The following is a 22,025-nucleotide window of genomic DNA, read 5'->3' as shown; positions in this document are numbered from 1 at the left end:
ACTGCCATAGGCGGGAGTGCCGCCCATCCTGGCTGGGGTCAGGGATGGGCGGCCGATGCGGGGAGAGGGCGATCTTCCGCATCGTCCTCTTCGGACGGCCGCTTCGTTCGCAGGACCTTAAGTACGAAGACGAAGAATGCCGGCACGAAGAAGATGGCAAGGATGGTGGCCGAAATCATGCCGCCGAGGACGCCCGTTCCGATGGCGTTCTGGCTGGCCGCACTCGCACCTGCCGCAATCGCAAGCGGCACGACGCCGAGCGTGAAGGCGAGCGAGGTCATGATGATCGGCCGGAAGCGCACGCGGGCGGCGTCGACGGCGGAGTCCATCAGCGACCTTCCTTCCGCGTAGTAGTCCTTGGCGAACTCCACGATCAGGATCGCGTTCTTCGCCGACAGGCCGATGATGGCGATCAGGCCGACCTTGAAGTAGAGGTCGTTCGGCATGTCGCGCAGCATGACGGCAAGCACGCAGCCGATGACGCCAAGCGGCACCACCAGCATGACCGAGAACGGAATCGACCAGCTTTCGTAAAGCCCCGCCAGCAGCAGGAAGACGAACAGGATGCTGAGGCCGAACAGGATCGGAGCCTGCGATCCGGACTTGATCTCTTCCAGCGACTGCCCGCTCCATTCGAAGCCGATGCCGTTCGGCAATTGCGAAGCGAGACGTTCCATCTCGGCGATTGCAGCGCCGGAAGACATGCCGGGGGCGGGTTCGCCGGAGATGCGGACCGTCGGATAGCCGTTGTAGCCGACGATCTGCGGCGTGCCCTTCTGCCACTCAGCAATCGCGAAGGAGGAGAGCGGCACCATGCCGCCGCTGGCGTTGCGGACGTTGAGCTTCAGGATGTCCTCGACCTGGAGACGGTCGCGGTCCTGGGCCTGGACGATGACGCGCTGCATGCGGCCGGCGTTCGGGAAGTCGTTGATATAGGACGATCCGAGGTTGGCCGTGATGGTGTTGTTGATGTCGGAGAAGGTGACGCCGAAGGTGTTGGCCTTCTCGCGGTCGATCACCAGCAGCACCTGTGCGGCATCCGGCAGGCCCTCGATGCGCATGCCGGCGAGGACCGGGCTCTGGCCCGCCTTCTGCATCAGTTCGCCCGCTGCCGCCGAAAGGGCGGCCTGGCCGAGGCCGTTGCGGTCCTGCAGACGGAAGGAGAAGCCGCCCGTCGTGCCGAAGCCCTCGATGGGCGGAGGCGAGAGCGCGAAGCTTGTCGCATCCTTGAGAGCGAACAACTGCATGTTCACGCGATTGGCGATGTCCTGGACGGACTGGCCTTCGCCGCGTTCCGACCAATCCTTGAGGGTAACGAACATCAGGGCGGCGTTGGCGCCGTTGCCCGAGAAGCTGAAGCCCTGGATGGCAACCACGTCGCGGACCGAAGGCTCGGTACGGAAGATCTTCTCGATCTGCTCGATCGAGGCGAGCGTCCGGTTGGCGCTTGCCTCCGGCGGACCCTGGATGTCGACGATCAGGAAGCCCTGGTCCTCGTTCGGGACGAAGGAGCTCGGAAGGTTGACGAACAGGTATCCAAGACCGACCACGAGGGCGAGGTAGACCACCATCATGCGGCCGGCGCGGCGCGCCATGCCACCCGCGAGAATCGTGTAGCGCTTGGTCAGGCCTTCGAATTTGCGATTGAACCAGCCGCCGATGCCCTTCTTGTGATGATGCCCCTGCTTGATGGGCTTCAGGAAAGTGGCGCAGAGCGCGGGTGTCAGCGAGAGCGCCAGGAACGCCGAGAACAGGATCGAGACGACCATGGTCAGCGAGAACTGGCGGTAGATGATGCCCGTCGATCCGGGGAAGAAGGCCATCGGAATGAACACGCTGGAGAGAACCAGCGTGATGCCGAGGATCGCGCCCGTGATCTGGCCCATCGCCTTCCTGGTGGCGGCCTTGGGCGACAGGCCTTCCTCCGCCATGATGCGCTCGACGTTCTCGACCACGACGATAGCGTCATCCACGAGGATGCCGATCGCGAGAACCATCGCGAACATGGTCAGCACGTTGATGGAGAAGCCGGCGGCCAGCATCACCGCGCAGGTGCCGAGGAGGGCGACCGGAACCACGAGCGTCGGAATCAGCGTGTAGCGGATGTTCTGAAGGAAGATCAGCATCACGAAGAAAACGAGCACGACGGCCTCGATGAGGGTGTGCAGGACCTTCTCGATCGATGCCGAAACGAAGGGGCTGGTATCATAGGGGACGGTGTATTCGACGCCCTTGGGGAAGAACCGCGACAGCTCCTCCATCTTCGCCTTGACGGCGTTCGAGGTCGCGACCGCGTTGCCGGTCGACGAAAGCTGGATCGCGACGGCAGCGCTCGGCTGTCCGTTGAGACGGCTCGAGAAGTTGTAGCTCTCGGCGCCGAGTTCGATGCGCGCGATGTCGCGCAGCCGGACGGTACTGCCGTCGGCGTTTGCGCGCAGCACGATGTTGCCGAATTCCTCGGTGTTGGCGAGCTGGCCCTTGACCAGGACCGTTGCCGTCAGGTCCTGCGTGACGGGGTTCGGCGCGGCACCCACCTGGCCGGCTGCGACCTGAGCGTTCTGTGCGGCGATCGCGGCATTGATGTCAGCGGTCGTCAGGTTGAGGCCGACCATCTTGTCCGGGTCGATCCAGACGCGCATGGCGCGCTGGGCCGCGAAGAGCTGCGCACGGCCGACGCCGTCGATACGACGCAGTTCACCGATGATATTGCGGGTGATGTAATCGCCGAGGGCGACCTCGTCCATCTTGCCGTCGGTGGAGGTCAGCGAGATGAACATGAGGAAGCCCGACGACGCCTCCTCGACGGTGACGCCCTGCTGTGTGACGACCGAAGGCAGGCGGGACTCGACGCGGCGTATCGCGTTCTGGACGTCGACGGACGCCTGGTCGATATCGGTACCTGCTTCGAAGGTGGCGTTGATGGAGGCCGAGCCCGAGGTGTCAGAGGTCGACTCGAAATACATCAGCCCGTCGACGCCGTTGAGCTCGTCCTCGATAAGGCGCGTCACACCCTGGTAGATTTCCTGGGGCGAGGCGCCGGGATAGCTGGTCGAGATGGTGAGCTGCGGCGGCGCGACCTTCGGATACTGCGCGATCGGCAGGAAGGGAAGGGCGATGATGCCGGCGATGGAGATGAACAGCGCGAAAACCCAGGCAAGGATCGGCCGTCTGATGAAGAACTGTGCCATTTGCCTACCTTACTTCTGGGCCTGGTCTGCGGTGGGCTTGCTCTCACCGCTCGTTGCGTTCCACGGCTCCGGGGCGATCTTGCCGCCCGGCTGGACCTTCTGGGCGCCGTCGGCGATGACCTGCTCTCCGGCCTTCAGGCCGGACTCCACGACCCATTCGGAGCCGAGGGCCTGGCCGAGGGTGACGTCGCGCAGTTCCGCGGTGGGGCCTTCCGCCACCACATAGACCTGAGGGCGTCCGTCCTGCGTCCGGAGCACGGCCCGCTGCGGCACGGTGATCGCATCCTGGCGCACGGCCTGGGCGATCCTGACCCGGACATACATGCCGGGCAGGAGGTCGCGGGTCGGATTCGGAAACTCGGCGCGCAACGTCACCTGGCCGGTGGTGGAGTCGACATTGGCGCTCGCAAACAGCAGGCGGCCGGGCTGCGGGTAGACGCTGCCGTCGTCGAAGACGAGCTCGACACTGGCCTCGCCGGGGGCGGGGCTTGCGAGCTTGCCCTGTTCCACGGCGCGCTTGAGGGCGAGCAGTTCCTGAGCGGACTGCGTGAAGTCGGCATAGGCCGGATCGACCTGCTGTATCAAGGCGAGGTTCTGTGAACCATCGGCGGTCACGAGCGCGCCTTCGGTGACGAGCGCGCCGCCGATGATGCCGCTGATCGGGGCGCGCACCTCGGTATAGTCGAGATTGATCTTCGCCTCGTCGAGCGCGGCCTCGGCGAGAGCGACGTCGGCATCCGCCTGGGCAAGATTGACGGCGGCCGTGTCGTATTCCACGCCGCTTGCGACATTGCGGTCGCGAAGGTTCTTCTGCCGCTCGAGCTGCTGGCGGGCGTTGGCCTGCGTGGCCTTGGCGCGCTGAAGGGATGCTTCGGCGCTGGCGACGCGTACTTTGAAGAGTTTGGGGTCGATGCGATAGAGAACGTCGCCCTGCTTCACGAACGTGCCCTGCTCGAAAACGCGCTCCTGGAGAATGCCGGAAACCTGGGCGCGAACCTCGGACACGCGCGTTGCGGCAACGCGGCCCGGCAACTCACTGACGACGGGAACGGCATGGGCCTTGAGTTCGATCACGCCGACCGCGGTCGGCGGCATCTCGCCGCCCTGCTGGGCAAAGGCGATGCCTGATGTGAGAATCATGAGTGACGTGGCTGCCAAAAAAGTTCTAAGGCGCGGCAGCGGCTGGCTGCTGAACATGAGTAAGGTCCTTGTTGTAATGTGATGCCGCCCGAGGGCGGGCCTATGCGTTTTCGGGGTAACTGGCGTAGATCGCGCGGACCCCATCGAGAATCTTGTGCCTCTCGGCTTCTTGCCATTCATGGAAGCCGAAGAGTTCCATGCAGCAAAAGCCTGACAGTGCGAGGTAGGCCATGAATGCTGCTTTCGGACGCGGGCCGCTCTCCATTGCCTTGAGATCGGTGAGGACCCAGTCCCGAATCTGTTGCTGGATCTTCACCTCTTTTGACATAGACGCGGTGACCGCCATGGCAACGGCCCTTTCGGTCTCATCCATGACGCGCTCGGACGTCGCGATCCTTCCGAAGAGTTCCGGATGGGGTGTGTCGGCGTTTTCCTCGACGCTCTTCCTGGTCCGCTCGAGTTCCGCCTGAACGCGGCGGTCGATCAGCGCTTCGAGAAGGGCGCTCTTCGTCTTGTGGTCGTAAACAACCCGCGACTTGCTCACATAGGCTTCCCTGGCGACGGCATCGATGGAAAGCCCGGCCGCCCCTTCGCGCACGACCACCCTTTCGGCGGCGTCGAGGATTTCGTCGGCGGTGATCTTTCTGGTTCTGGACACGATGCGGCTCCACGGAAACGGCTTTAATATACGAACGTTCGTACTTTTATGCAAGCGGGAAATTTGGGGAGAGCCGGTGCCGGGCTTGTAGGTTGCCTCTTTGAGCCGCTTTCTCGGCCAGCAGCGTTTCCAGGGAACTGTTAGTTCCACGAAAAGCCCCGCAACTGGCGGGGCTAAGCGAGGGACAATCAAGGCGGACCGTCGCGCCGCTTCCTGATGGATGGGAAGCGGAGCCAAACTGTCGCTCATCAACAGTGGTAGCGGCGGTCCGAAGAGATTAACGCTCCTGATAAGTTAGGGTTCCACAGCCTCTCGCAGCTGGCGATGATCACCCTTCATTGCCGTCGTTATCGAGGGAATCCTCCTCAAAAAAGACCCACCAGAAGTGAATTTCACCAGATCGCTTCTTGCTCGAGGCCCACCATCGGCCGTTTCGCTTATCGAAGCCATGTTTATCGAATGTCGATATAAGCTCTTCAATGAGAGGAGTGGCCAATCCAGCCTGTGAAAAAGTTGCTGCCAAGGTCTCATCCGAGAGAATTTCGCCGGTTCGAGTCTGAACGCTGTGTTTGATCCGAAACATTGAGTGCCGTTCCCTTGCGACACATGTCGGTGTCCCCAAAGCTGTTGTAAATATTGAATACTTTGCAAGTGAAGGCAATACAGCAAAATGGCGGGAACGCGGCGTTCCCTCGGGCCGCTTCCTGAAAAACCCGCGATTCTGCAAAACCGCGCGACCGGCTGTAGCCGGGCCAAGGGCATAGACCGCTTACTTAAAGCTATTGAAGAGCTTGAGCCTGTACCTCAGCCGCTATGCAGGGTTAGGAAGACGTCGGTCGGGCCCTGCTATCAGCGGCCGACGCGGGCCTGCAGATGCGCCGGGTAGCGGTCGCCCTGCACGATGATCTTCGACAGCGCCTGGAAGTGGGCTGTTTTGGACGAATATCTCGGTGAGGGACGATGGAGGGTGCGACTCCCCTTCGCCCCGCTTGCGAGGGAGGTGCCCCGAGGGCTGATGAGGGCTGTCGCCGCACTCGAATTTTTATTCGCAACTATCGGATTCGTTGAGAGGTCTGCCCCTCACCCTAGCCCTCTCCCCGCACGCGTGGCGAGGGGACTGGTGCGCCGGTGATGTCCAACGACTGCGAAACGATGCCTGCTGTCAACGGCCGACGCGGGCCTGCAGGTGTGCCGGGTAGCGGTCGCCCTGCACGGTGATCTTCGACAGCGCCTCCTCGATCTTGGCCAGGTCTGCGGAGTTGAGCTCCACGGACGCGGCGCCGATGTTCTCTTCGAGGCGGTGCAGCTTCGTCGTGCCGGGGATCGGGACGATCCAGGGCCTGCGGGCAAGCAGCCAGGCAAGCGCGATCTGCGCCGGGGTGACGCCCTTCTCGGATGCGATTGCGCCGAGCTGATCGACGAGGCCCTGGTTGGCCTTGCGCGCCTCCTCGGAGAAGCGCGGCACGATGTTGCGGAAATCGTTGCTCTCGAATTTCGTCTTCTCGTCGATCGTGCCCGTCAGGAAGCCCTTGCCGAGCGGCGAGAAGGGCACGAGGCCGATGCCGAGCTCCTCGAGCGTCGGCAGGATTTCCTTTTCGGGCTCGCGCCACCAGAGGGAATATTCGCTTTGAAGCGCTGCCACCGGCTGGACGGCATGGGCGCGGCGGATCGTCTGGGCGCCGGCTTCGGAGAGGCCGAAATGCCTTACCTTGCCATCGGCGATCAGGTCCTTGACCGTGCCCGCCACGTCCTCGATCGGAACGTTCGGATCGACGCGATGCTGGTAGAGGAGATCGATGACATCGGTCTTGAGCCGCTTCAGCGAGGCGTCGACCGACTGCCTGACATAATCCGGGCGGCTGTTCAGGTGCTGCCCGCCGTCAGGGCTCGGCAGCTCGAAGCCGAACTTGGTGGCGATGACGACCTTGTCGCGGATCGGCTGAAGGGCTTCGCCGACAACCTCCTCGTTGGTAAACGGGCCGTAGACCTGCGCGGTATCGAAGAAGGTAACCCCGCGTTCATAGGCGGTGCGGATGAGCTTCACCGCATCCTTCGTGTCTGTCGCCGTTCCGTAGCCGAAGCTCAATCCCATGCAGCCGAGGCCGAGGGCGGAGACTTCGAGGTCGCCGCTGCCGAGTTTGCGTTTGCGCATTTGATCCTCCTTAGAGCGGGCGACAGCCCGCTCTAACTTTTTGATTGAGAGACGGATTCAGATTTCAGGTCGGTCGACCTGAAATCATCCGGCTCTGGATCAGGTTCATCCGTCTCGTTGTTGCGTTGACCGGAATCTAGACCCTGTGGCAGCTTGCGATTAGATGTCATAATCGGCATGGACCTATAAGCTGGATTAATGAATGCCTCGGGAAAACCTCAATGACCTGGCCGCCTTCATCGCCGTCGCGCGCGAACAGAGTTTCACCAAGGCAGCGGCAAAGCTCGGCGTCTCGCAGTCCGCACTCAGCCAGACCATCCGCGGGCTGGAGGAAAGGCTCCGTCTGCGCCTCTTGACCCGCACGACCCGCAGCGTATCGCCGACACAGGCGGGCGAACGGCTGTTGCGCACGATCGGTCCGAGGTTCGAGGAGATTGAGACCGAGCTTGCCGCCTTGAGCGAAATGCGCGACAAGCCGGCCGGCACGATCCGGATCACGGCGGGCGAGCATCCGGCCGTCGCGGTGCTTGCGCCAGCGCTTGCGCGGTTCCTTCCCGAGAACCCTGATATCAATGTCGAGATCATCGTCGACTACGGCCTGACCGATATCGTCGCCGAGCGCTACGACGCGGGTGTGCGGCTTGGAGAGCAGGTCGCCAAGGATATGATCGCGGTGCGTATCAGTCCCGAAGTGCGGATCGCGGTTGTCGGGTCCCCCTCCTACTTCGAGCGGTATCCGCCGCCGGCGACGCCGCAGGAGCTTACGGCGCATAACTGCATCAACATGCGGTTCCCGACGCATGGCAACCTGTTTGCCTGGGAGTTCGAAAAGGACGGCCGCGAGCTCCGCGTCCGTGTCGAGGGCCAGCTGGTTTTCAACAACATCGCGCTGCGGCTGGAAGCCGCCCTCAACGGACTGGGACTTGCCTATCTGCCGGAGGACCAGGTGCACATCCATGTCGCCGGGGGCAGGCTGGTCCGCGTACTGGAGGACTGGTGCCAGCCGTTTCCGGGCTATCATCTCTACTATCCGAACCGCAGGCATGCCTCGCCGGCGTTCGCCCTGCTAGTCGATGCGCTGCGCCATCGCGGATGAGCGGATTGCGCCAAGGGGACATGCACAGTAGGCTGCTTCGAACCATTCCTTCCGGGGGCTGCCACCGTGTACCCATTACGGTTCAGGTTCTGGCATTCCTTCTCGGCCGTCGGCCTGATGATCGGAATGCTCTTCTTTGCCGCCTCGCTAACGCCATCGCTGCTTCCGCGCACGTTTGAGATGCAGGGCGTTCTGTCCGGATTTTCGTTCGCCGCCGGATATGGCCTTGGCGTAGGCGGGCTCTGGCTGGCTGACTATCTTGAAATACCCAGGCCGAATGCCCGCACCCTGCGGATACTCAGATTCGTTGCCGCCGTTGCCTGCGCGCTCGCCGCCGTCGTCTTCCTTTGGCGGGCATCGGAATGGCAAAACTCGATAAGACACTTTATGGGACTGGAACCGGTCGATACGGCGCGTCCCCTCGAGGTCGGTGCGATCGCCTTGCTGAACTTCGCATTCCTGATCGTCCTGGCACGCTTGTTCCGGCTGACTTTCCTGTTCATCTCCGGAACGCTCAACCGGTTCGTGCCACGGCGCATCTCCTATGTGGTCAGCATTGTCGCTGCGGTGGTGTTGTTCTGGTCGATCATCAACGGAGTCCTCTTCAGGGTTGCGCTCCACTCGGCGGATTCGTCGTTCCAGGCGCTCGACGAACTCATCGATCCTGAAACCCCACGACCCACCGACCCCAACAAGACGGGCAGCGATGCATCCCTAGTCCGATGGGACGAACTTGGAAGGAGGGGGCGGGAATTCATCGCGACGGGACCTACAGCCAAGGATCTGAGCACGTTCCTGGGCAGAGACGCGCTTGAACCGATCCGCGTCTATGCCGGGCTGAGGTCTGCCGAGACAGCCGAGGCACGCGCAAAGCTTGCCCTCGAGGAGCTCAAGCGTGTGGGCGGATTCGAACGGTCGGTGCTGATTGTCGTAATGCCGACGGGTACCGGATGGATCGATCCGTCCGCCATGGACACCGTCGAATATCTGCATGGCGGCGACCTCGCGAGCGTTGCCATACAATACTCCTATCTTTCAAGCTGGCTCTCCCTTCTGGTCGAGCCGGGTTACGGGGCCGAGGCCGCTCGCGCCCTTTTTGCGGAAGTCTACGGGTATTGGACCAGGCTCCCCAGGGAGCATCGCCCCAGGCTCTACCTTTACGGGCTGAGCCTTGGCGCCTTGAGCTCCGAGCAATCGGCGGAACTGTTCGAAGTGATCGGCGATCCATATCAGGGAGCACTTTGGAGCGGCCCGCCATTTCCGAGCAGAATCTGGCGTTCGGTCACCGCCGATCGCGATCGCGATTCGCCCGCCTGGCTGCCGCGTTTCCGGGACGGGTCGTACGTACGGTTTACGAACCAGGAAAACGCCCTGCATATTCCGGGAGCGCGTTGGGGACCGATGCGGATTGTCTATCTTCAGTATGCGAGCGACCCGGTGACTTTCTTCGACTACCGGTCTCTGTACAGGGAACCGGAGTGGATGATTGCGCCGCGCGGCCCGGACGTGTCTCCCGAGCTGCGATGGTATCCACTGGTGACATTTCTCCAGCTCATGTTCGACTTCGCAACGGCGACAACGTCGCCGATGGGGTACGGGCACGTCTATGCGCCGGAACATTATATCGACGCGTGGATCGAAGTGACGGATGTTAAGGGGTGGACGTCCGAACAGATAACGCGTCTGAAGCAGCATTTTGAAAGACAGCGGCATTCGTTCTGATCATGGAAACCGCATCGATCTGCCATGCCTTTGTCGACGGATACACCTGAGAGTAAGCGGCGGGTCACTGCCCGCTGAGCAGGGGCTCGGTGCGGGCAAACGTGCGCATCAGCCGCATGATGCCGAGGAATGCAGCGACGGCGACCGCGCCGAGCCCTGCGGCGAGGGACAGAGACCACAGCGCGCCAATATTTTCCATCATGAACGCCAGAACGAACGGCGCGGTAGACGAGATCACCAAACGAACGGACAACACCCGTCCCTGTCGTCGTCCGTAGCCCTCACTTCCAAATAGCACCAGTGGCAACGTTCCCTGCACGATGCTGGTGAGCCCTGAGCCGAGACCAAAGACGACGGCAAATAGCAAGGCGCCTGGCACCGACGGGGCGGTGACTATCAGAATGACCAGGGCCGCCGGCAACAATACAGCAGAGATGAGCGCCAGTGCCAGTTGCGACAGTCCGCCGCCGAAGACCATGTTGATGAAGCGGCTCAGCACCTGCGACGGGCCAAAAAGCGTGCCAACCATCACCGCCATGGCTCCAAGCCCAAGTCCGGATAGCAGCGGGACCATGTGCACGAGGAGCGCGGCGTTGACGAAGCTTTCCAAGGCAAAACCCATGACCATCAGGATGAAGGCTGGGGTTCGCACCGAAGGCTGAAGGGTGGGTGCGACATGTTTTGCCGCTTCGTCTCCGCTCCGTTTGCGAGTTTCGCTGGCACTTTGCGACAGCCATGCATGAATGGGAAGGCAGACCACAAGGTTGAGTGCGGCGAAGATCAAGTAGACGTTCTGCCACGACATGTGCGCGTGCAGCGCCGTCGTAATTGGCCAGAAGATGGTTGAAGCGAATCCGGCGATCAGGGTCAGATAGGTAATGCTGCGCTGGGCAACCCGAGGCCGGATCTGGACAAGCAACGCAAAGGCGGCGGCGTATTGGACCAGATTCGAGGCTGTTTCGAGTGCGATCAATGCGGCAACGAAGGCAATCTTGCCGGGAGCGAAGGCGCAGGCGGCCAGCGCGGCCGCCGCGATTGCCGAACCGACCGTCATGACGCGCCCCGCGCCAAAGCGATCGACCCACTTTCCCATCGTCGGCGCAGCCAGGCCGCCGATCAGGAGAGCAGCCGAAAGCGCACCGAAGATCCATTCCGAGGACCGATTGAAGCCGCGCGCCATGTCCGGCGCAAGGATGCTGAAGCTGTAGTAGAGGGTGCCGTACCCGATGATCTGCGTGACGCCGAGCGCCAGAACGGCTGCGACCGGCACCCGTTCAGACAAGGCGCTTGCCTTCGGCATCGAGCACCTGCTCGCCATCTTCCTTGGTGAATGGGCCCTTGTGGCTGTCCGGCAGAATGTCCAGGACCGCTTCTGAAGGCCGTGCCAGGCGCGTGCCGAGCGGTGTTATGACGAACGGCCGGTTGATGAGGATAGGATCCTTCAGCATGGCATCGAGCAACTGGTCATCCGTCAGATCCGGATTGTCGAGGCCGAGTTCCGCATAGGGCGTGCCCTTCTCTCGGATGGCCTGGCGCACGCTCAAGCCTGCATCCGCAATCATCCTGGCGAGCTCGGCGCGCGTCGGAGGGGTTTTCAGGTATTCGACGATGGTGGGTTCGATCCCGGCATTGCGGATCATGGCCAGCGCGTTGCGCGAGGTGCCGCAGGCGGGATTATGATAGATCGTGACGTCGATGGTCATCTGGCACCTTCCTGGTTGGTGAGGGGTTGAGGGGAACGGGATTCGGTCAACAGCCATCCGGCAACGGCGAGGGCGAGAAGAGCGCCCAAGACCTCGGCGACGATGAAACCGGGCAGATCGAGCGGCCGGACGCCTGCAAATGTATCAGACAGCGCGCGAGCAATCGCGACGGCGGGATTGGCGAAGGAGGTGGAGGCCGTGAACCAGTAAGCGGCGGTGATATAGAGGCCGACCAGCCACGGGATCGCGTCCGCCCGGAAACGCAGGCCGGCGAGGATAGTGAAGACAAGGCCGAATGCAGCCGTGGCTTCCGCGAGCCATTGTCCCGGCCCGGTTCGGATTGTCGCCGCCACCTGAAGCAGCGGCAGCTCGAACATCGCATGTGCCAGGAACGTACCCGCAATCCCGCCGAGGATTTGCGCAAGCCCATAGGCCAGGGCGATGCCACCTGGCAGCTCGCGGCGCAGGGCGAAGATCAGGGAGACGGCCGGGTTGAAGTGAGCACCTGAGACGGGCGCAAAGATCGTGATCAGCACGACGAGAATGGCGCCGGTCGGAAGCGTGTTGCTGAGCAGCGCCAGAGCGGTGTCGCCGGTCAGCCGCGTCGCCATGATGCCGGAACCGACCACGGTGGCGACCAAGATGGCGGTTCCGAGCGCTTCGGCGCAGAGGCGGCGCGAAGGGGAGAATTCAGCCGTGGCCGGCTTCGCCAGGCTAGGGGCGGCGGTCATCGCACCGTCTCCGCTTCGGGTGCGCAGCAGGCAGCGACGGCCGCCGGCGCGCAGATTTCGGGATGACCGGCGCAGCAGTCTTCCATCAGGAAGCGGATAAGGCCGCGGAGAGCATCGTAGTTTGCGCTGTAGATGATAGAGCGGGATTCGCGCTGTTGGGTGATGAGGCCGGCGCGGTCGAGTTCCTTGAGATGGAAGGAGACATTCGAGGGCGAAACCTCCAGCCTTTCTGCGATCGTTCCGGCCGCCATGCCGTCAGGCCCGGCGACGACCAGCATGCGGACGATCTGCAGGCGGGTTTCCTGCGACAATGCGCCGAAGGAGGCGAGGGCTTGACGTTCGTCCATGATTCAATAATCCTTGAAGTGTTGAAATTAGGAGTAGCCCAAATGAATGCGATCGACAAGACCCTTTCCCAGGACATCAGCCTCGGCCTCCTGCTGGAGACCCTGGCGGGTGCTTCGGATCTGCCGCTGGTCTTCCATTATGATGGGCGGCCGGTGAAGCCCGGCTATCACGTAACCGAGGTCAAGGCCGGGCAGTTCGCCGCACTCGATTGCGGTGCCAATCCAGAGTCCTGGTCGGAAATCTTCGTGCAACTCTGGAATATCGAGGAAGGCGATCGCACGCATATGCTTGCCGGAAAATTCGCGGCGATCATCCGCAAGGTGTCGGAGCATGTGCAGCTCGACGGATCCGCAAAGCTGACCTTCGAGGTGAGCGACGGTGTCAGTCCGATGCAGCTCTACTCCGCCGCCGTTCCGGACCTGCGGGACGGTGCCATGCATGTGGAACTCGCGCCGCGCCCCGCAAGCTGCAAGCCGCGCGACCGCTGGCTCGCCGAAGAAAAGCGCAAGGCATCCTGCTGCGGCCAAGCGGAGGTAGCAAGCGCCTGTTGCTCATGATGGGCATCTCCCCAGCCTCCCTCTTCCCTGTGCTCGTCACAGGGATCCAGCCGCCGTGCGTCCGCACGGCGAAAAGACTCCTCATGCCGATTGCCTGAAGCCTAATCCTCCGCCACTCATGCAACCATGAAGGATTTACGTCTACATGCTTCGAAACAGAACGGCGGGCTCATACCGACGTAACAGGCAACCTTCCCGGCCGGCACCGCAAAGGCGAGTCATTCGCGCCGTGGACACGGCGCGGGAGACTCGCGTTTTTCGATGAATGGAGTTTTTCCGCTCAGAGCCCGTTACCACGATCCGGCCCGCTATTTACATGGGATTGCTGAAACTGGCCGCCTGAGAGGGGCAAAAGGTTCTGCTATCTCAGGAGCATTGTCCGTCTCGGGACAACGTGATAACCAACACACCTTCTTCCAACTTCGCATGATCCGGAGCCGTGGCATGGGAGCCCAAAAGTCGTCGGACAAGTAAGCCGCAACAACGCTTTCTTTGTTGTTGCGGCGTCTGTCGAACCGATCTCAGCCCAAGCTGACAGGCAGATCGCCGCCAAATGTTCCTCATTTGAGCGGATGTTTTCCCATGTCTTCAAAAGCCCCTGTCTGGGCCTATTGCCTGCCAACAGCGCTGTTGCTGATGGCGCCCTTCGATATCCTCGCGTCGCTCGCCATGGATATCTATCTCCCCATCGTGCCGGCCATGCCCGGCATTCTCGGAACCAGCCCGGCCGTGGTTCAGCTCACGCTGAGCCTCTACATGGTGATGCTCGGCCTCGGCCAGGTCATCTTCGGCCCGATCTCCGATCGCATCGGGCGGCGGCCCGTCCTGATCGGTGGCGCGCTCCTTTTTGCGGCGGCATCGTTCGGTCTTGCCGCATCATCTGCGGCCATTCCCTTTGTCGCCCTTCGCTTCCTGCAAGCGCTCGGGGCATCGGCGGCCATGGTGGCCACCTTCGCAACGGTCCGCGATGTCTATGCCGACCGCGCGGAAAGCGTGGTCATCTATAGCCTGTTCAGTTCCATGCTGGCATTCGTGCCCGCTCTTGGACCGATAGCGGGGGCGTTGCTTGCGGAGAGGTTCGGATGGCGCTCGATCTTCGTCTCGTTGGGCGCTTTTGCCCTTCTTGCGGCGCTGCATGCTTTGCCGCGATGGCATGAGACCCGCCCCGCGCCGGCAGCCCTGTCACGGCGCTCGTTCCTGCCCATTCTCCGCAGCCTCGCGTTCTGGACCTATACCCTTGGATTCAGCGCCGCCATGGGGACGTTCTTCGTGTTCTTCTCCACCGCGCCCCGCGTCCTCATCGACAGGGCAGGCTATACGGAGCTGGAATTCAGTCTTGCCTTTGCGACGGCAGCAATCGCGATGATCGTGACGGCGCGCTTCGCCAGGCGCTTTGTCGCCCGCTGGGGCAACGCGGGCAGTCTGTTGCGCGGCATGGTCATGCTGCTCCTGGGGACAGCACTCCTCGGTATAGGACAGGTCTTCGGCAACCCCTCGCTCTGGACCTTCGTCGCGCCCGTGTGGGTCATGGCGATCGGGATCGTGTTCACGGTGTCGGTGACTGCCAACGGCGCGCTCGAAGATTTCGGGGACATGGCGGGTTCGGCGGTCGCGATCTATTTCTGCATCCAAAGCCTGATTGTCGGTCTTGCGGGAACGCTTGCGGTGATCCGGCTGCAGGGCGACACCGCCTGGCCGCTTGTGATCTACGCCTCGGTCATGGCCAGTGTCGTGCTTGTCGCACGGGGATGGCTTTATTCCCGAAAGCCCGTGAGGACATGATCGAACGGAAAGTCGGGTGTCTTGCCCGACTTTCCGGAGAACTTCAGGTGTCCCAGGAAACGCACATCGAGCTCATGCTGCGCACGAAGATATGGCCCTTGAACACCGGGATTTCTTCCAAGCGCAGGTGAGGGATGCGGGCCGTCAGCGCGGCCAGACACACCTCCAGCTCGACCCGCGCCACGGCTTCGGCGATGCAGCGGTGCGCCCCCCCGCCAAAGACGGGATGCAGCCGCGGCAGGTCGCTGCGGTGAATATTAAACTCGTCGGGGCGCTTATAGGCGTTCTCGTCGCGCATAGCCGACATGGTCGAGAGCGTGACGAGCTGCCCGGCGGGAAGGGTCAGCCCGTCGATGTCGATGTCCTCGGCCGAAAATCGGACCATCCCTGCAATGCCGGGCTCGAAGCGCATGGCTTCCGAAACGGCGGCGGGGATAAGTCCGGGATCGCCGCATACCGCCTTCCATTGGTCGCGATGCAGGAGCAGAACGGCCGTCTGCGCCACGATTGCGGCGCGGACGGACTCCGTGCCCCCAATGATCAGCTGGATGATCTGGACGATCATTTCGAGCGCCGACAGCTTCGTCCCTTCGTCCGCTTCCGCGAGGAATGTCGAGAGGAAATCGCCACGAGGGGCGCGGCGCCTTTCGTGCAGTATGTTCTCGACATAATCCTGCAGCTGCTCGGCCGCCGCTTCGCAAGGATGGATATCGTCCTGCGTCGAGCTCGGGCTGAAGAACCGGCCTACGTCATAGACGAGGCGCGTGAATGACGGGATGTCCTCGCGCGGCAAGCCGAGAAGGCTGGCAAGCGTATGCGCCGGGATATGGGCGGCAAACTGGCTGACGAACTCCGCATGCCCGTCGTCATAGAATGCATTGATCAGATCCTCGGCGGACCGCCGGATGTGCGGCCGCAATTCGTCAACTATCTGGACCGCGAAGGTTCGCGACATTGGCGCGCGGCGCCGGGCGTGCACCCCGTCATTGGCCGTCAGCATGCCGTACTGGAACATATCGAACAGCGGGCCTTGCGTTATCCCGCGCGATTGCGGGAAGCCGGTTTCCGTCGAGCGAAGGCGGGGATCGCCGCTCAGCCGTGTGACGTCGGCGTGGCGCAGAACGATATAGCCGCCTGCCTCATGCGCCACGAAAGGGTGGGTCCTGCGCCAGTGCCGGAATACGCCGTGGGGGTCCGCGTCGACCTCAGCGATTGTCAGAACCGGAAGATCTTCGGCTGCCGGCAGATGAGTCGATGAATTTTCCATGAGCCTCTCCGTTGTAAAGAGAAGCCTTTTAAAGTTGGGCGTGTTGCCGAAGCATGTCAGCGGCGTGCGGACACGCTACAGCTGTAATCTTCCGAAGCGCCAATCTTGCGGGAATTGGATCGATTCCTGACCGGCCAAAGTGATGGGCCAGGGGCGATGCCGAATGGAAAGAGATTTCGATTCGTTTCAATAGATGAGTCTCCCGCGCCGTGGACACGGCGCTGCTGGATCCCTGTGACGAGCACAGGGAAGAGGCAGTATGAGGCCTCCCTGACCCAAATCACCGGCTGAGAACTTGGAAACGACAGAACCGGTACTAAGGCTCCAGTATTTCATAGGTAGTTGTTTGACGCGGAAGCCTACCCAGTCTCCCTCTTCCCTGTGCTCGTCACAGGGATCCAGCCGCCGGGCGTCCGCACGGCGAAAAGGCTCCCGCTAGACGGCGCTGACTTCCAATGCGACGGGCCAAGGCGACGACATCGCAGGAAGCGGTTCTCCCGCGCCACCGCTAGATTCCTGTGACGAGCACAGGGAGTGCGGGTAGAGGCGCACCGAACCGCTACAGACCGACGCGGCGCATGTGCTCGTCGGGATAGCGCGCCCCCTCGATCCGGATATCGGCCGATTGGATCTCGGCGAGATCCTCCTGCGTCAACTGGACTGCGAGCGCGCCGATGTTCTCCTCGAAGCGCTCCAACCTGCGGGTGCCGAAGAGCGGGACGATCCAGGGCTTCTGCGCGAGCAGCCAGGCCAGGGCCACCTGTGCCGGCGTCGCACCGTGCCTTTCGCCGATGCCGCGGATAAGGTCGACAAGGTTGCGGTTCGCTTCGCGCGCTTCCGGAGCAAAGCGCGGAATGTTGTTGCGCATGTCGGATCCGTCGAAGGCGGTGTCGACATCGATCTTGCCGGTGAGGAATCCCTTGCCGAGCGGGCTGAAGGGTACCATGCCGATGCCGAGTTCCTCGAGTGTGGGGATGATTTCGGCCTCCGGTTCGCGCGTCCATAAAGAATATTCGCTCTGGAGCGCTGCGACCGGCTGCACCGCATGGGCACGCCGGATCGAACCGGCACCGGCTTCCGACAGGCCGAACCAGCGGACCTTGCCTTCGGCGATCAGGTCCTTCACGACACCGGCCACATCTTCCATTGGCACTTCGGGATCGACCCGGTGCTGATAGAGCAGATCGATATGATCGGTCCGCAGGCGCTTGAGGCTGCCTTCGACGGCTCGGCGGATATGGTCGGGCTTGCTGTTGACGCCGCCATGATGGACGCCGGTATCGGGATCGATGTCCCAGCCGAATTTGGTGGCGATCCTGACCTGGTCGCGCAATGGCTCAAGCGCCTCGCCAACCATGTCTTCGTTGGTGAACGGACCATAGGTCTCCGCCGTATCGAAGAAGTCCATTCCGCGTTCGACCGCTACTCGAATGAGCTTGATCATTTCCGCCCTATCGGGAAGTTCACGGGCCTTTCCATAGCCCATGGCGCCGAGCGACAGCGCCGAAACCACGAGACCTTGTCCGAGCTTGCGTTTCTGCATTCATCCTCCTTGTGAAACTGCCCTCATCCTTGCCGTGACCGGCGCGGCATTCCGAGCCGCCGCGGGCAGTCGATCAGGCGCTGGTGGTACGGGGCACGATCCTGACCGTGGCTGAGCGCGGGCGAGCGCCGATCATTGGGGCGAGATAGGGGCTGCTGGCGTATTTTTCGCGATAGGCGTCGTCGATCCGGTCGTTGATTGGCCCTTCCACCGGCTCGAAGGAGACGTCCCTCGTCATGCCGGCGGCGGTGATCCTTCCGGCTTTCTCGCGCATTGCGGCCTTGTACCAGCGGGAATCCGGCCCGTTGTAGGGGCGCACATAGAGGCCGTCATCGACCGCGACCGACCAGATCCATGTCGGCGTGCCGTATGTCTGTCCGTCCTCGCGAAAGGGCGAGACGTGCAGATCGTCGGCACCTGCGATCCTCTCCAGTTCATCTCTCGACCATTCCATCCTCGGTTTTCCTTTCGTTGTGCTTTCCGGCAGAGGCGCGGAAAGGTGCAGATCGACTCGTTCACCTGAGCGGGTCGTAGCCCGGTTTTCTGTAGATGAGCTCCGGTTTCTCCTTGATGTCGGGGACGTAAACCTTCTCGGTCCAGTCCGTCATTTCGACGTCCTCGATCGCCACCGACACGGAAGCCTCATCACAATGGAGCGTCGATGTGACGGCTTTGGCGAGTTCTGCGGCGAGGTTCTGCTTCAGCTGCTCCGACCGGCCTGCGGCAAGCTTCACGATGACATGCGGCATCGATGCTGTCCCTTGTTTCGAATTTCAGTCCAGATATTGCGCGTCCGTGACCTTCTGCATCCACTCGACGTTGCTGCCGTCCACGACCTCGGTAATGGCGATATGGCTCATCGCGCTATCGTCGGTGGCGCCGTGCCAATGCATGACGCCGGGCGGCGTCCAGATCACGTCGCCGGGCCGGATCTCCCGCTTCTTTCCGCCTTCCTCCTGTACCCAGCCCGTGCCTGACGTCACGATCAGGGTCTGGCCGGCGGGATGGCTGTGCCAGGCGCTTCGCGCACCGGCTTCGAAGGTGACGTGGCCGCCGCTCGTTTGCGAGTGCTGCGCTGGAGAAAAAAGCGGCGCGACGAGCACGTCGCCGGTGAAGTTCTCCGCAGTGCCCGGCGCAGCGGCAGGTTTGCGGACTTCCATGGTCTCGGCATTGGCGGATGCGGCAAGGAGGGCGAACGGGGCAAGGATTGCAGCGAGCGTCTTCATTGTCTTCCCGCCCTTATTTTCCCTGGTATTGTTCGTCGGTGACGTGCTCCATCCAGTCGACGACCTTGCCGTCGAGATTCTCCTGGATGGCGATGTGCGTCATGGCTGTCGTCGGCGAGGCGCCGTGCCAGTGCTTTTCACCCGGCTCGAACCAGACGACGTCGCCCGGCCGGATCTCCTCGACAGGGCCGCCTTCGCGCTGCACGCGGCCGAAGCCCGCTGTGACGATGAGGGTCTGGCCGAGGGGATGCGTGTGCCAGGCGGTGCGCGCGCCGGGTTCGAAGGTCACGCTGCCTGCGGCAGCGCGCCGCGCCTCGTTGGCGGCAAAGAGCGGGTCGATGCGCACCGTGCCGCTGAACCAGTCGGATGTTCCTTTTCCGGAAGGGTTCGAGCCGTTTCTCGTGATTTCCATGATAGTTTTCCTTTCGGGATCGGCTTTATCGTGATGAATCTAAGCGAGGGATTGTTCGGGATTAGGGGGCAACCTCCGCATAGACTTATGAGGTGAGGCGATAAATCGTTCCGGCTCTCGCATGTCAGGCGGACGCCGGGTGCCGGCGCAGCCATAGGGCGACCGCCGAGGCGAGGACGACGACGAGGGCGCTGACCAGGAACACGCGGCCGGTTCCGGCCTGCCCCGCAAGAAGCCCGAGGGCAGGACTGGCAAGCCCCAGGGCAAGGTCCAGGAAGGCCGTGTAGGTTCCCATGGCAAGCCCTCGGCTTTCCGCCGGCGCGCGGCGGACGGCCTCGACCCCGAAGCCCGGATAGACCAGCGAGTAGCCGAAACCCGTGAGGATGGCACCCGTCAATGCCATGGCTTCCGATGGCGCGAGCCAGATGAGGGCGAGACCGGCCGCTTCGACCAGCAGGCAAGCGAGAGCCACGCGGGCGCCGCCGAGGCGGTCGGTGAGATGGCTGAAAAACATGCGGGCGATGATGAAGGAGACGGCGAATGCGGAAACCCCAAGCCAGACCGGCTCCCATCCGCGCTCGGCGAACAGCAGCGATGCGAAGGTCATCATCGCACCGAAGCCGAAGCTCGCCATCGCGAGACCGATGCCGGGCATCCAGATCGCGCCGAGAACCGTTCTGACCGAGGAGGGGGCGCGGCGCTGCGGCGCAACCGGCTTCAGCGGCGCGACGACCAGGAGCGTCATGAGCGGGACGACGGCGGTTGCTATCGCTATCGCAAGGAATCCATAGGCGTCATAGAGCGAACCGCCAAGCGGCGCGCCGATGGCGAAGGCCGCATACATCGCCATTCCAATCCATGCGATGACCTTGCCGGTATTGGCCGCTCCGCCGAGTGCGAGGCCCCAGCTCACTGCGCCCGTTATGATGAAGCTCTCCGCACCGCCGAGCACGGCCCGGCCCAGCAACAGGATCGAGGCCGAGAGCGGCGGATTGTCCTTGAAGGCGAGCGATGCGAGATAGAACAGTCCGGCAACCGCGGCTGCGGCAAGGCCCATCACGACGGCACGCTTGGCGCCCCGTCCGTCGGCGAAGTCGCCTGCCCATATCCGCGAGACAAGCGAGGCGGCGAACTGGCTGCCGGCGACGAGGCCGACCGCGAAGCCGCCGAGCCCAAGATCGTCGTGGACATGGAGGGGCAGCGTGGGAAGAGCGAGACCGATGATGAGGAAGGCGATGAACACCGTCGTCATGATCGGCAGGAGTGCTGCCGCGACGGAGGGTGCTGCGACATTGGTGGAGGAGCTTGCGGACATCGTGGACACTCGTGCGGGCTGAATATTTGTGCGACCGGCGGAGCAGGCATCCACCCGCGCGATATCGTGATCTGATGTGAAAGCTTAGGCGCTGTCGTTTCTTTCGATAATATGATAAACCGCGCATAGACTTATGAGGACTGATCATAAATGCTGCGCGAAAATGTCAACGATCTCCTGTTCTTCCTTGCCGTTGCGCGGGAACGGAGCTTCACGAGAGCAGCCGCCCAGCTCGGGGTCTCGCAGTCCGCGCTCAGCCATACCGTCCGCCAGCTCGAGGAAAGGATGGGTGTGCGGCTGTTGACGCGCACCACCCGCAGCGTCAGCCCGACGCCCGCGGGAGAACGCCTTCTCGAAAAACTAAGCCCGCGCTTTCAGGAGATCGAGGCGGAACTCGCCGCGGTCACCGAAATGCGTGGGACCCCGGCCGGAACCATCCGCATCACGGCAGTCGACTATGCGATCGACACCGTCATCTGGCCGAAGCTTGCGAAGGTGCTGAGAGATTATCCCGACATCAATGTGGAGATCATGACCGATTACGGCCTGACCGATATCGTCGCGGAACGGTTCGACGCCGGCGTCAGGCTGGGCCAGACGGTCGCAAGCGGGATGATCGCAGTGCGCATTGCTCCCGACCTGGCTTTCGCCGTCGTCGGTTCTCCGGCCTATTTCGAAGGACGGCAGAGGCCGAGGGTCCCCCACGATCTGACGGGCCATCAATGCATCAACCTGCGGCTTCCGACCCATGGCGGGAACTATGTCTGGGAATTCGAGAAGGACAGCCAGGAGATCCGGGTGCGGGTCGACGGCCAGACGACCTTCAACGGCATTAACCAGGTCCTTGCCGCCGCGCTCGACGGTTACGGACTGGGATTCATGCCGGAAGATCTCGCGCGGACGCATGTGGAGGCGGGGCGTCTTGTCAGGGTCCTTGAAGACTGGTGCCCGCTCTGGACTGGCTATCACCTCTATTACCCAAGCCGCCGCCAACCGTCCTCCGCCTTCGCGGTCGTGCTCGATGCATTGCGCTACAGAGGGTGAGGCGGCTGTCAGCCAAGCGGCGGCGGATCAACACCGCCGTGAGGGACGACGGAGGGTGCGACTCCCCCTTCGCCCCGCCTGCGGGAAGAAGGTGCCCGAAGGGCGGATGAGGGGCTTTCGCGGTACCTGATTTTTTGCTCG

The 22,025-nt window shown here is 62.6% G+C and carries 21 protein-coding genes; 5 read left to right on the top strand and 16 right to left on the bottom strand.

Annotated features, from left to right (window positions below; translation table 11 throughout):
* Window positions 1–38: 38 nt before the first annotated feature.
* From AAE029_RS29070 to AAE029_RS29050, 5 genes are all read right to left on the bottom strand, one after another.
* Window positions 39–3,188, bottom strand: a complete 3,150-nt coding sequence (locus tag AAE029_RS29070; protein ID WP_371076391.1) for a multidrug efflux RND transporter permease subunit — start codon at window positions 3,186–3,188, stop codon at window positions 39–41.
* 9 nt (window positions 3,189–3,197) lie between these two features.
* Complete coding sequence (locus AAE029_RS29065) at window positions 3,198–4,328, bottom strand: efflux RND transporter periplasmic adaptor subunit (protein ID WP_371076390.1); 1,131 nt, start codon at window positions 4,326–4,328, stop codon at window positions 3,198–3,200.
* A gap of 100 nt (window positions 4,329–4,428) precedes the next feature.
* The gene (locus tag AAE029_RS29060; RefSeq protein ID WP_371076389.1) at window positions 4,429–4,986 is read right to left on the bottom strand and encodes a TetR/AcrR family transcriptional regulator; all 558 of its coding nucleotides are present in this window, start codon (window positions 4,984–4,986) and stop codon (window positions 4,429–4,431) included.
* Window positions 4,987–5,314: 328 nt separating this feature from the next.
* Window positions 5,315–5,569, bottom strand: a complete 255-nt coding sequence (locus AAE029_RS29055) for a hypothetical protein (RefSeq protein ID WP_371076388.1) — start codon at window positions 5,567–5,569, stop codon at window positions 5,315–5,317.
* Between the two features lie 579 nt (window positions 5,570–6,148).
* Window positions 6,149–7,138: an aldo/keto reductase gene (locus AAE029_RS29050; protein WP_371076387.1), complete on the bottom strand. Its 990-nt coding sequence runs from the start codon at window positions 7,136–7,138 to the stop codon at window positions 6,149–6,151.
* A gap of 202 nt (window positions 7,139–7,340) precedes the next feature.
* On the opposite strand from AAE029_RS29050, the gene AAE029_RS29045 reads away from it, so the two are divergent.
* Window positions 7,341–8,234, top strand: coding sequence for a LysR family transcriptional regulator (locus AAE029_RS29045; RefSeq protein ID WP_371076386.1), 894 nt, complete (start codon window positions 7,341–7,343; stop codon window positions 8,232–8,234).
* Between the two features lie 117 nt (window positions 8,235–8,351).
* Entirely contained in the window at window positions 8,352–9,956 is a 1,605-nt protein-coding gene (locus AAE029_RS29040; RefSeq protein WP_371076506.1) for an alpha/beta hydrolase, read from the top strand.
* Window positions 9,957–10,020: 64 nt separating this feature from the next.
* Here the strand turns inward: AAE029_RS29040 and arsK are convergent, their stop codons facing one another.
* The 4 genes from arsK to AAE029_RS29020 are packed head-to-tail and all read right to left on the bottom strand — an operon-like array spanning window position 10,021 to window position 12,737.
* Complete coding sequence (arsK, locus tag AAE029_RS29035) at window positions 10,021–11,256, bottom strand: arsenite efflux MFS transporter ArsK (protein WP_371076385.1); 1,236 nt, start codon at window positions 11,254–11,256, stop codon at window positions 10,021–10,023.
* On the bottom strand, window positions 11,231–11,659 hold the full coding sequence (gene arsC, locus AAE029_RS29030; protein WP_371076384.1) for an arsenate reductase (glutaredoxin): 429 nt from the start codon (window positions 11,657–11,659) through the stop codon (window positions 11,231–11,233). The genes arsK and arsC overlap by 26 nt, the downstream gene beginning before the upstream one ends.
* Window positions 11,656–12,390, bottom strand: a complete 735-nt coding sequence (locus AAE029_RS29025) for an aquaporin (RefSeq protein WP_371076383.1) — start codon at window positions 12,388–12,390, stop codon at window positions 11,656–11,658. The genes arsC and AAE029_RS29025 overlap by 4 nt, the downstream gene beginning before the upstream one ends.
* Window positions 12,387–12,737, bottom strand: a complete 351-nt coding sequence (locus AAE029_RS29020) for an ArsR/SmtB family transcription factor (RefSeq protein WP_371076382.1) — start codon at window positions 12,735–12,737, stop codon at window positions 12,387–12,389. The genes AAE029_RS29025 and AAE029_RS29020 overlap by 4 nt, the downstream gene beginning before the upstream one ends.
* Before the next feature lie 42 nt (window positions 12,738–12,779).
* Between AAE029_RS29020 and AAE029_RS29015 the strand changes: the two genes are divergently transcribed.
* Together AAE029_RS29015 and cml are read left to right on the top strand one after the other, a co-directional pair.
* Window positions 12,780–13,295 carry a DUF6428 family protein gene (locus tag AAE029_RS29015; RefSeq protein ID WP_371076381.1) on the top strand — a complete coding sequence of 172 codons (516 nt, stop codon included), beginning with the start codon at window positions 12,780–12,782 and terminating at the stop codon, window positions 13,293–13,295.
* A gap of 582 nt (window positions 13,296–13,877) precedes the next feature.
* Window positions 13,878–15,077, top strand: a complete 1,200-nt coding sequence (gene cml, locus AAE029_RS29010; protein WP_371076380.1) for a CmlA/FloR family chloramphenicol efflux MFS transporter — start codon at window positions 13,878–13,880, stop codon at window positions 15,075–15,077.
* A 43-nt stretch (window positions 15,078–15,120) separates the two neighbouring features.
* Here the strand turns inward: cml and AAE029_RS29005 are convergent, their stop codons facing one another.
* From AAE029_RS29005 to AAE029_RS28975, 7 genes are all read right to left on the bottom strand, one after another.
* On the bottom strand, window positions 15,121–16,344 hold the full coding sequence (locus AAE029_RS29005) for a cytochrome P450 (protein ID WP_371076379.1): 1,224 nt from the start codon (window positions 16,342–16,344) through the stop codon (window positions 15,121–15,123).
* 559 nt (window positions 16,345–16,903) lie between these two features.
* Window positions 16,904–17,887 carry an aldo/keto reductase gene (locus AAE029_RS29000; protein WP_371076378.1) on the bottom strand — a complete coding sequence of 328 codons (984 nt, stop codon included), beginning with the start codon at window positions 17,885–17,887 and terminating at the stop codon, window positions 16,904–16,906.
* 73 nt (window positions 17,888–17,960) lie between these two features.
* Window positions 17,961–18,341 carry a DUF2255 family protein gene (locus AAE029_RS28995; protein ID WP_371076377.1) on the bottom strand — a complete coding sequence of 127 codons (381 nt, stop codon included), beginning with the start codon at window positions 18,339–18,341 and terminating at the stop codon, window positions 17,961–17,963.
* A gap of 61 nt (window positions 18,342–18,402) precedes the next feature.
* Complete coding sequence (locus AAE029_RS28990) at window positions 18,403–18,636, bottom strand: tautomerase family protein (RefSeq protein WP_371076376.1); 234 nt, start codon at window positions 18,634–18,636, stop codon at window positions 18,403–18,405.
* A 24-nt stretch (window positions 18,637–18,660) separates the two neighbouring features.
* Window positions 18,661–19,113: a cupin domain-containing protein gene (locus AAE029_RS28985; protein ID WP_371076375.1), complete on the bottom strand. Its 453-nt coding sequence runs from the start codon at window positions 19,111–19,113 to the stop codon at window positions 18,661–18,663.
* Between the two features lie 13 nt (window positions 19,114–19,126).
* Window positions 19,127–19,525 carry a cupin domain-containing protein gene (locus AAE029_RS28980; RefSeq protein ID WP_371076374.1) on the bottom strand — a complete coding sequence of 133 codons (399 nt, stop codon included), beginning with the start codon at window positions 19,523–19,525 and terminating at the stop codon, window positions 19,127–19,129.
* A 124-nt stretch (window positions 19,526–19,649) separates the two neighbouring features.
* Complete coding sequence (locus tag AAE029_RS28975) at window positions 19,650–20,840, bottom strand: arabinose transporter (protein ID WP_371076373.1); 1,191 nt, start codon at window positions 20,838–20,840, stop codon at window positions 19,650–19,652.
* Between the two features lie 150 nt (window positions 20,841–20,990).
* Here AAE029_RS28975 and AAE029_RS28970 point away from each other — a divergent pair, with 150 nt between their 5' ends.
* The gene (locus tag AAE029_RS28970) at window positions 20,991–21,884 is read left to right on the top strand and encodes a LysR family transcriptional regulator (RefSeq protein WP_371076372.1); all 894 of its coding nucleotides are present in this window, start codon (window positions 20,991–20,993) and stop codon (window positions 21,882–21,884) included.
* The last annotated feature ends 141 nt before the right edge of the window (window positions 21,885–22,025 follow it).

Origin of the sequence: Sinorhizobium sp. CB7, from assembly GCF_041357635.1 — a bacterium.
Taxonomy (GTDB): Bacteria; Pseudomonadota; Alphaproteobacteria; order Rhizobiales; family Rhizobiaceae; genus Rhizobium.
Note: the sequence above shows the minus strand (reverse complement) of the source record. Positions and strands in the feature narration are given on the sequence as shown.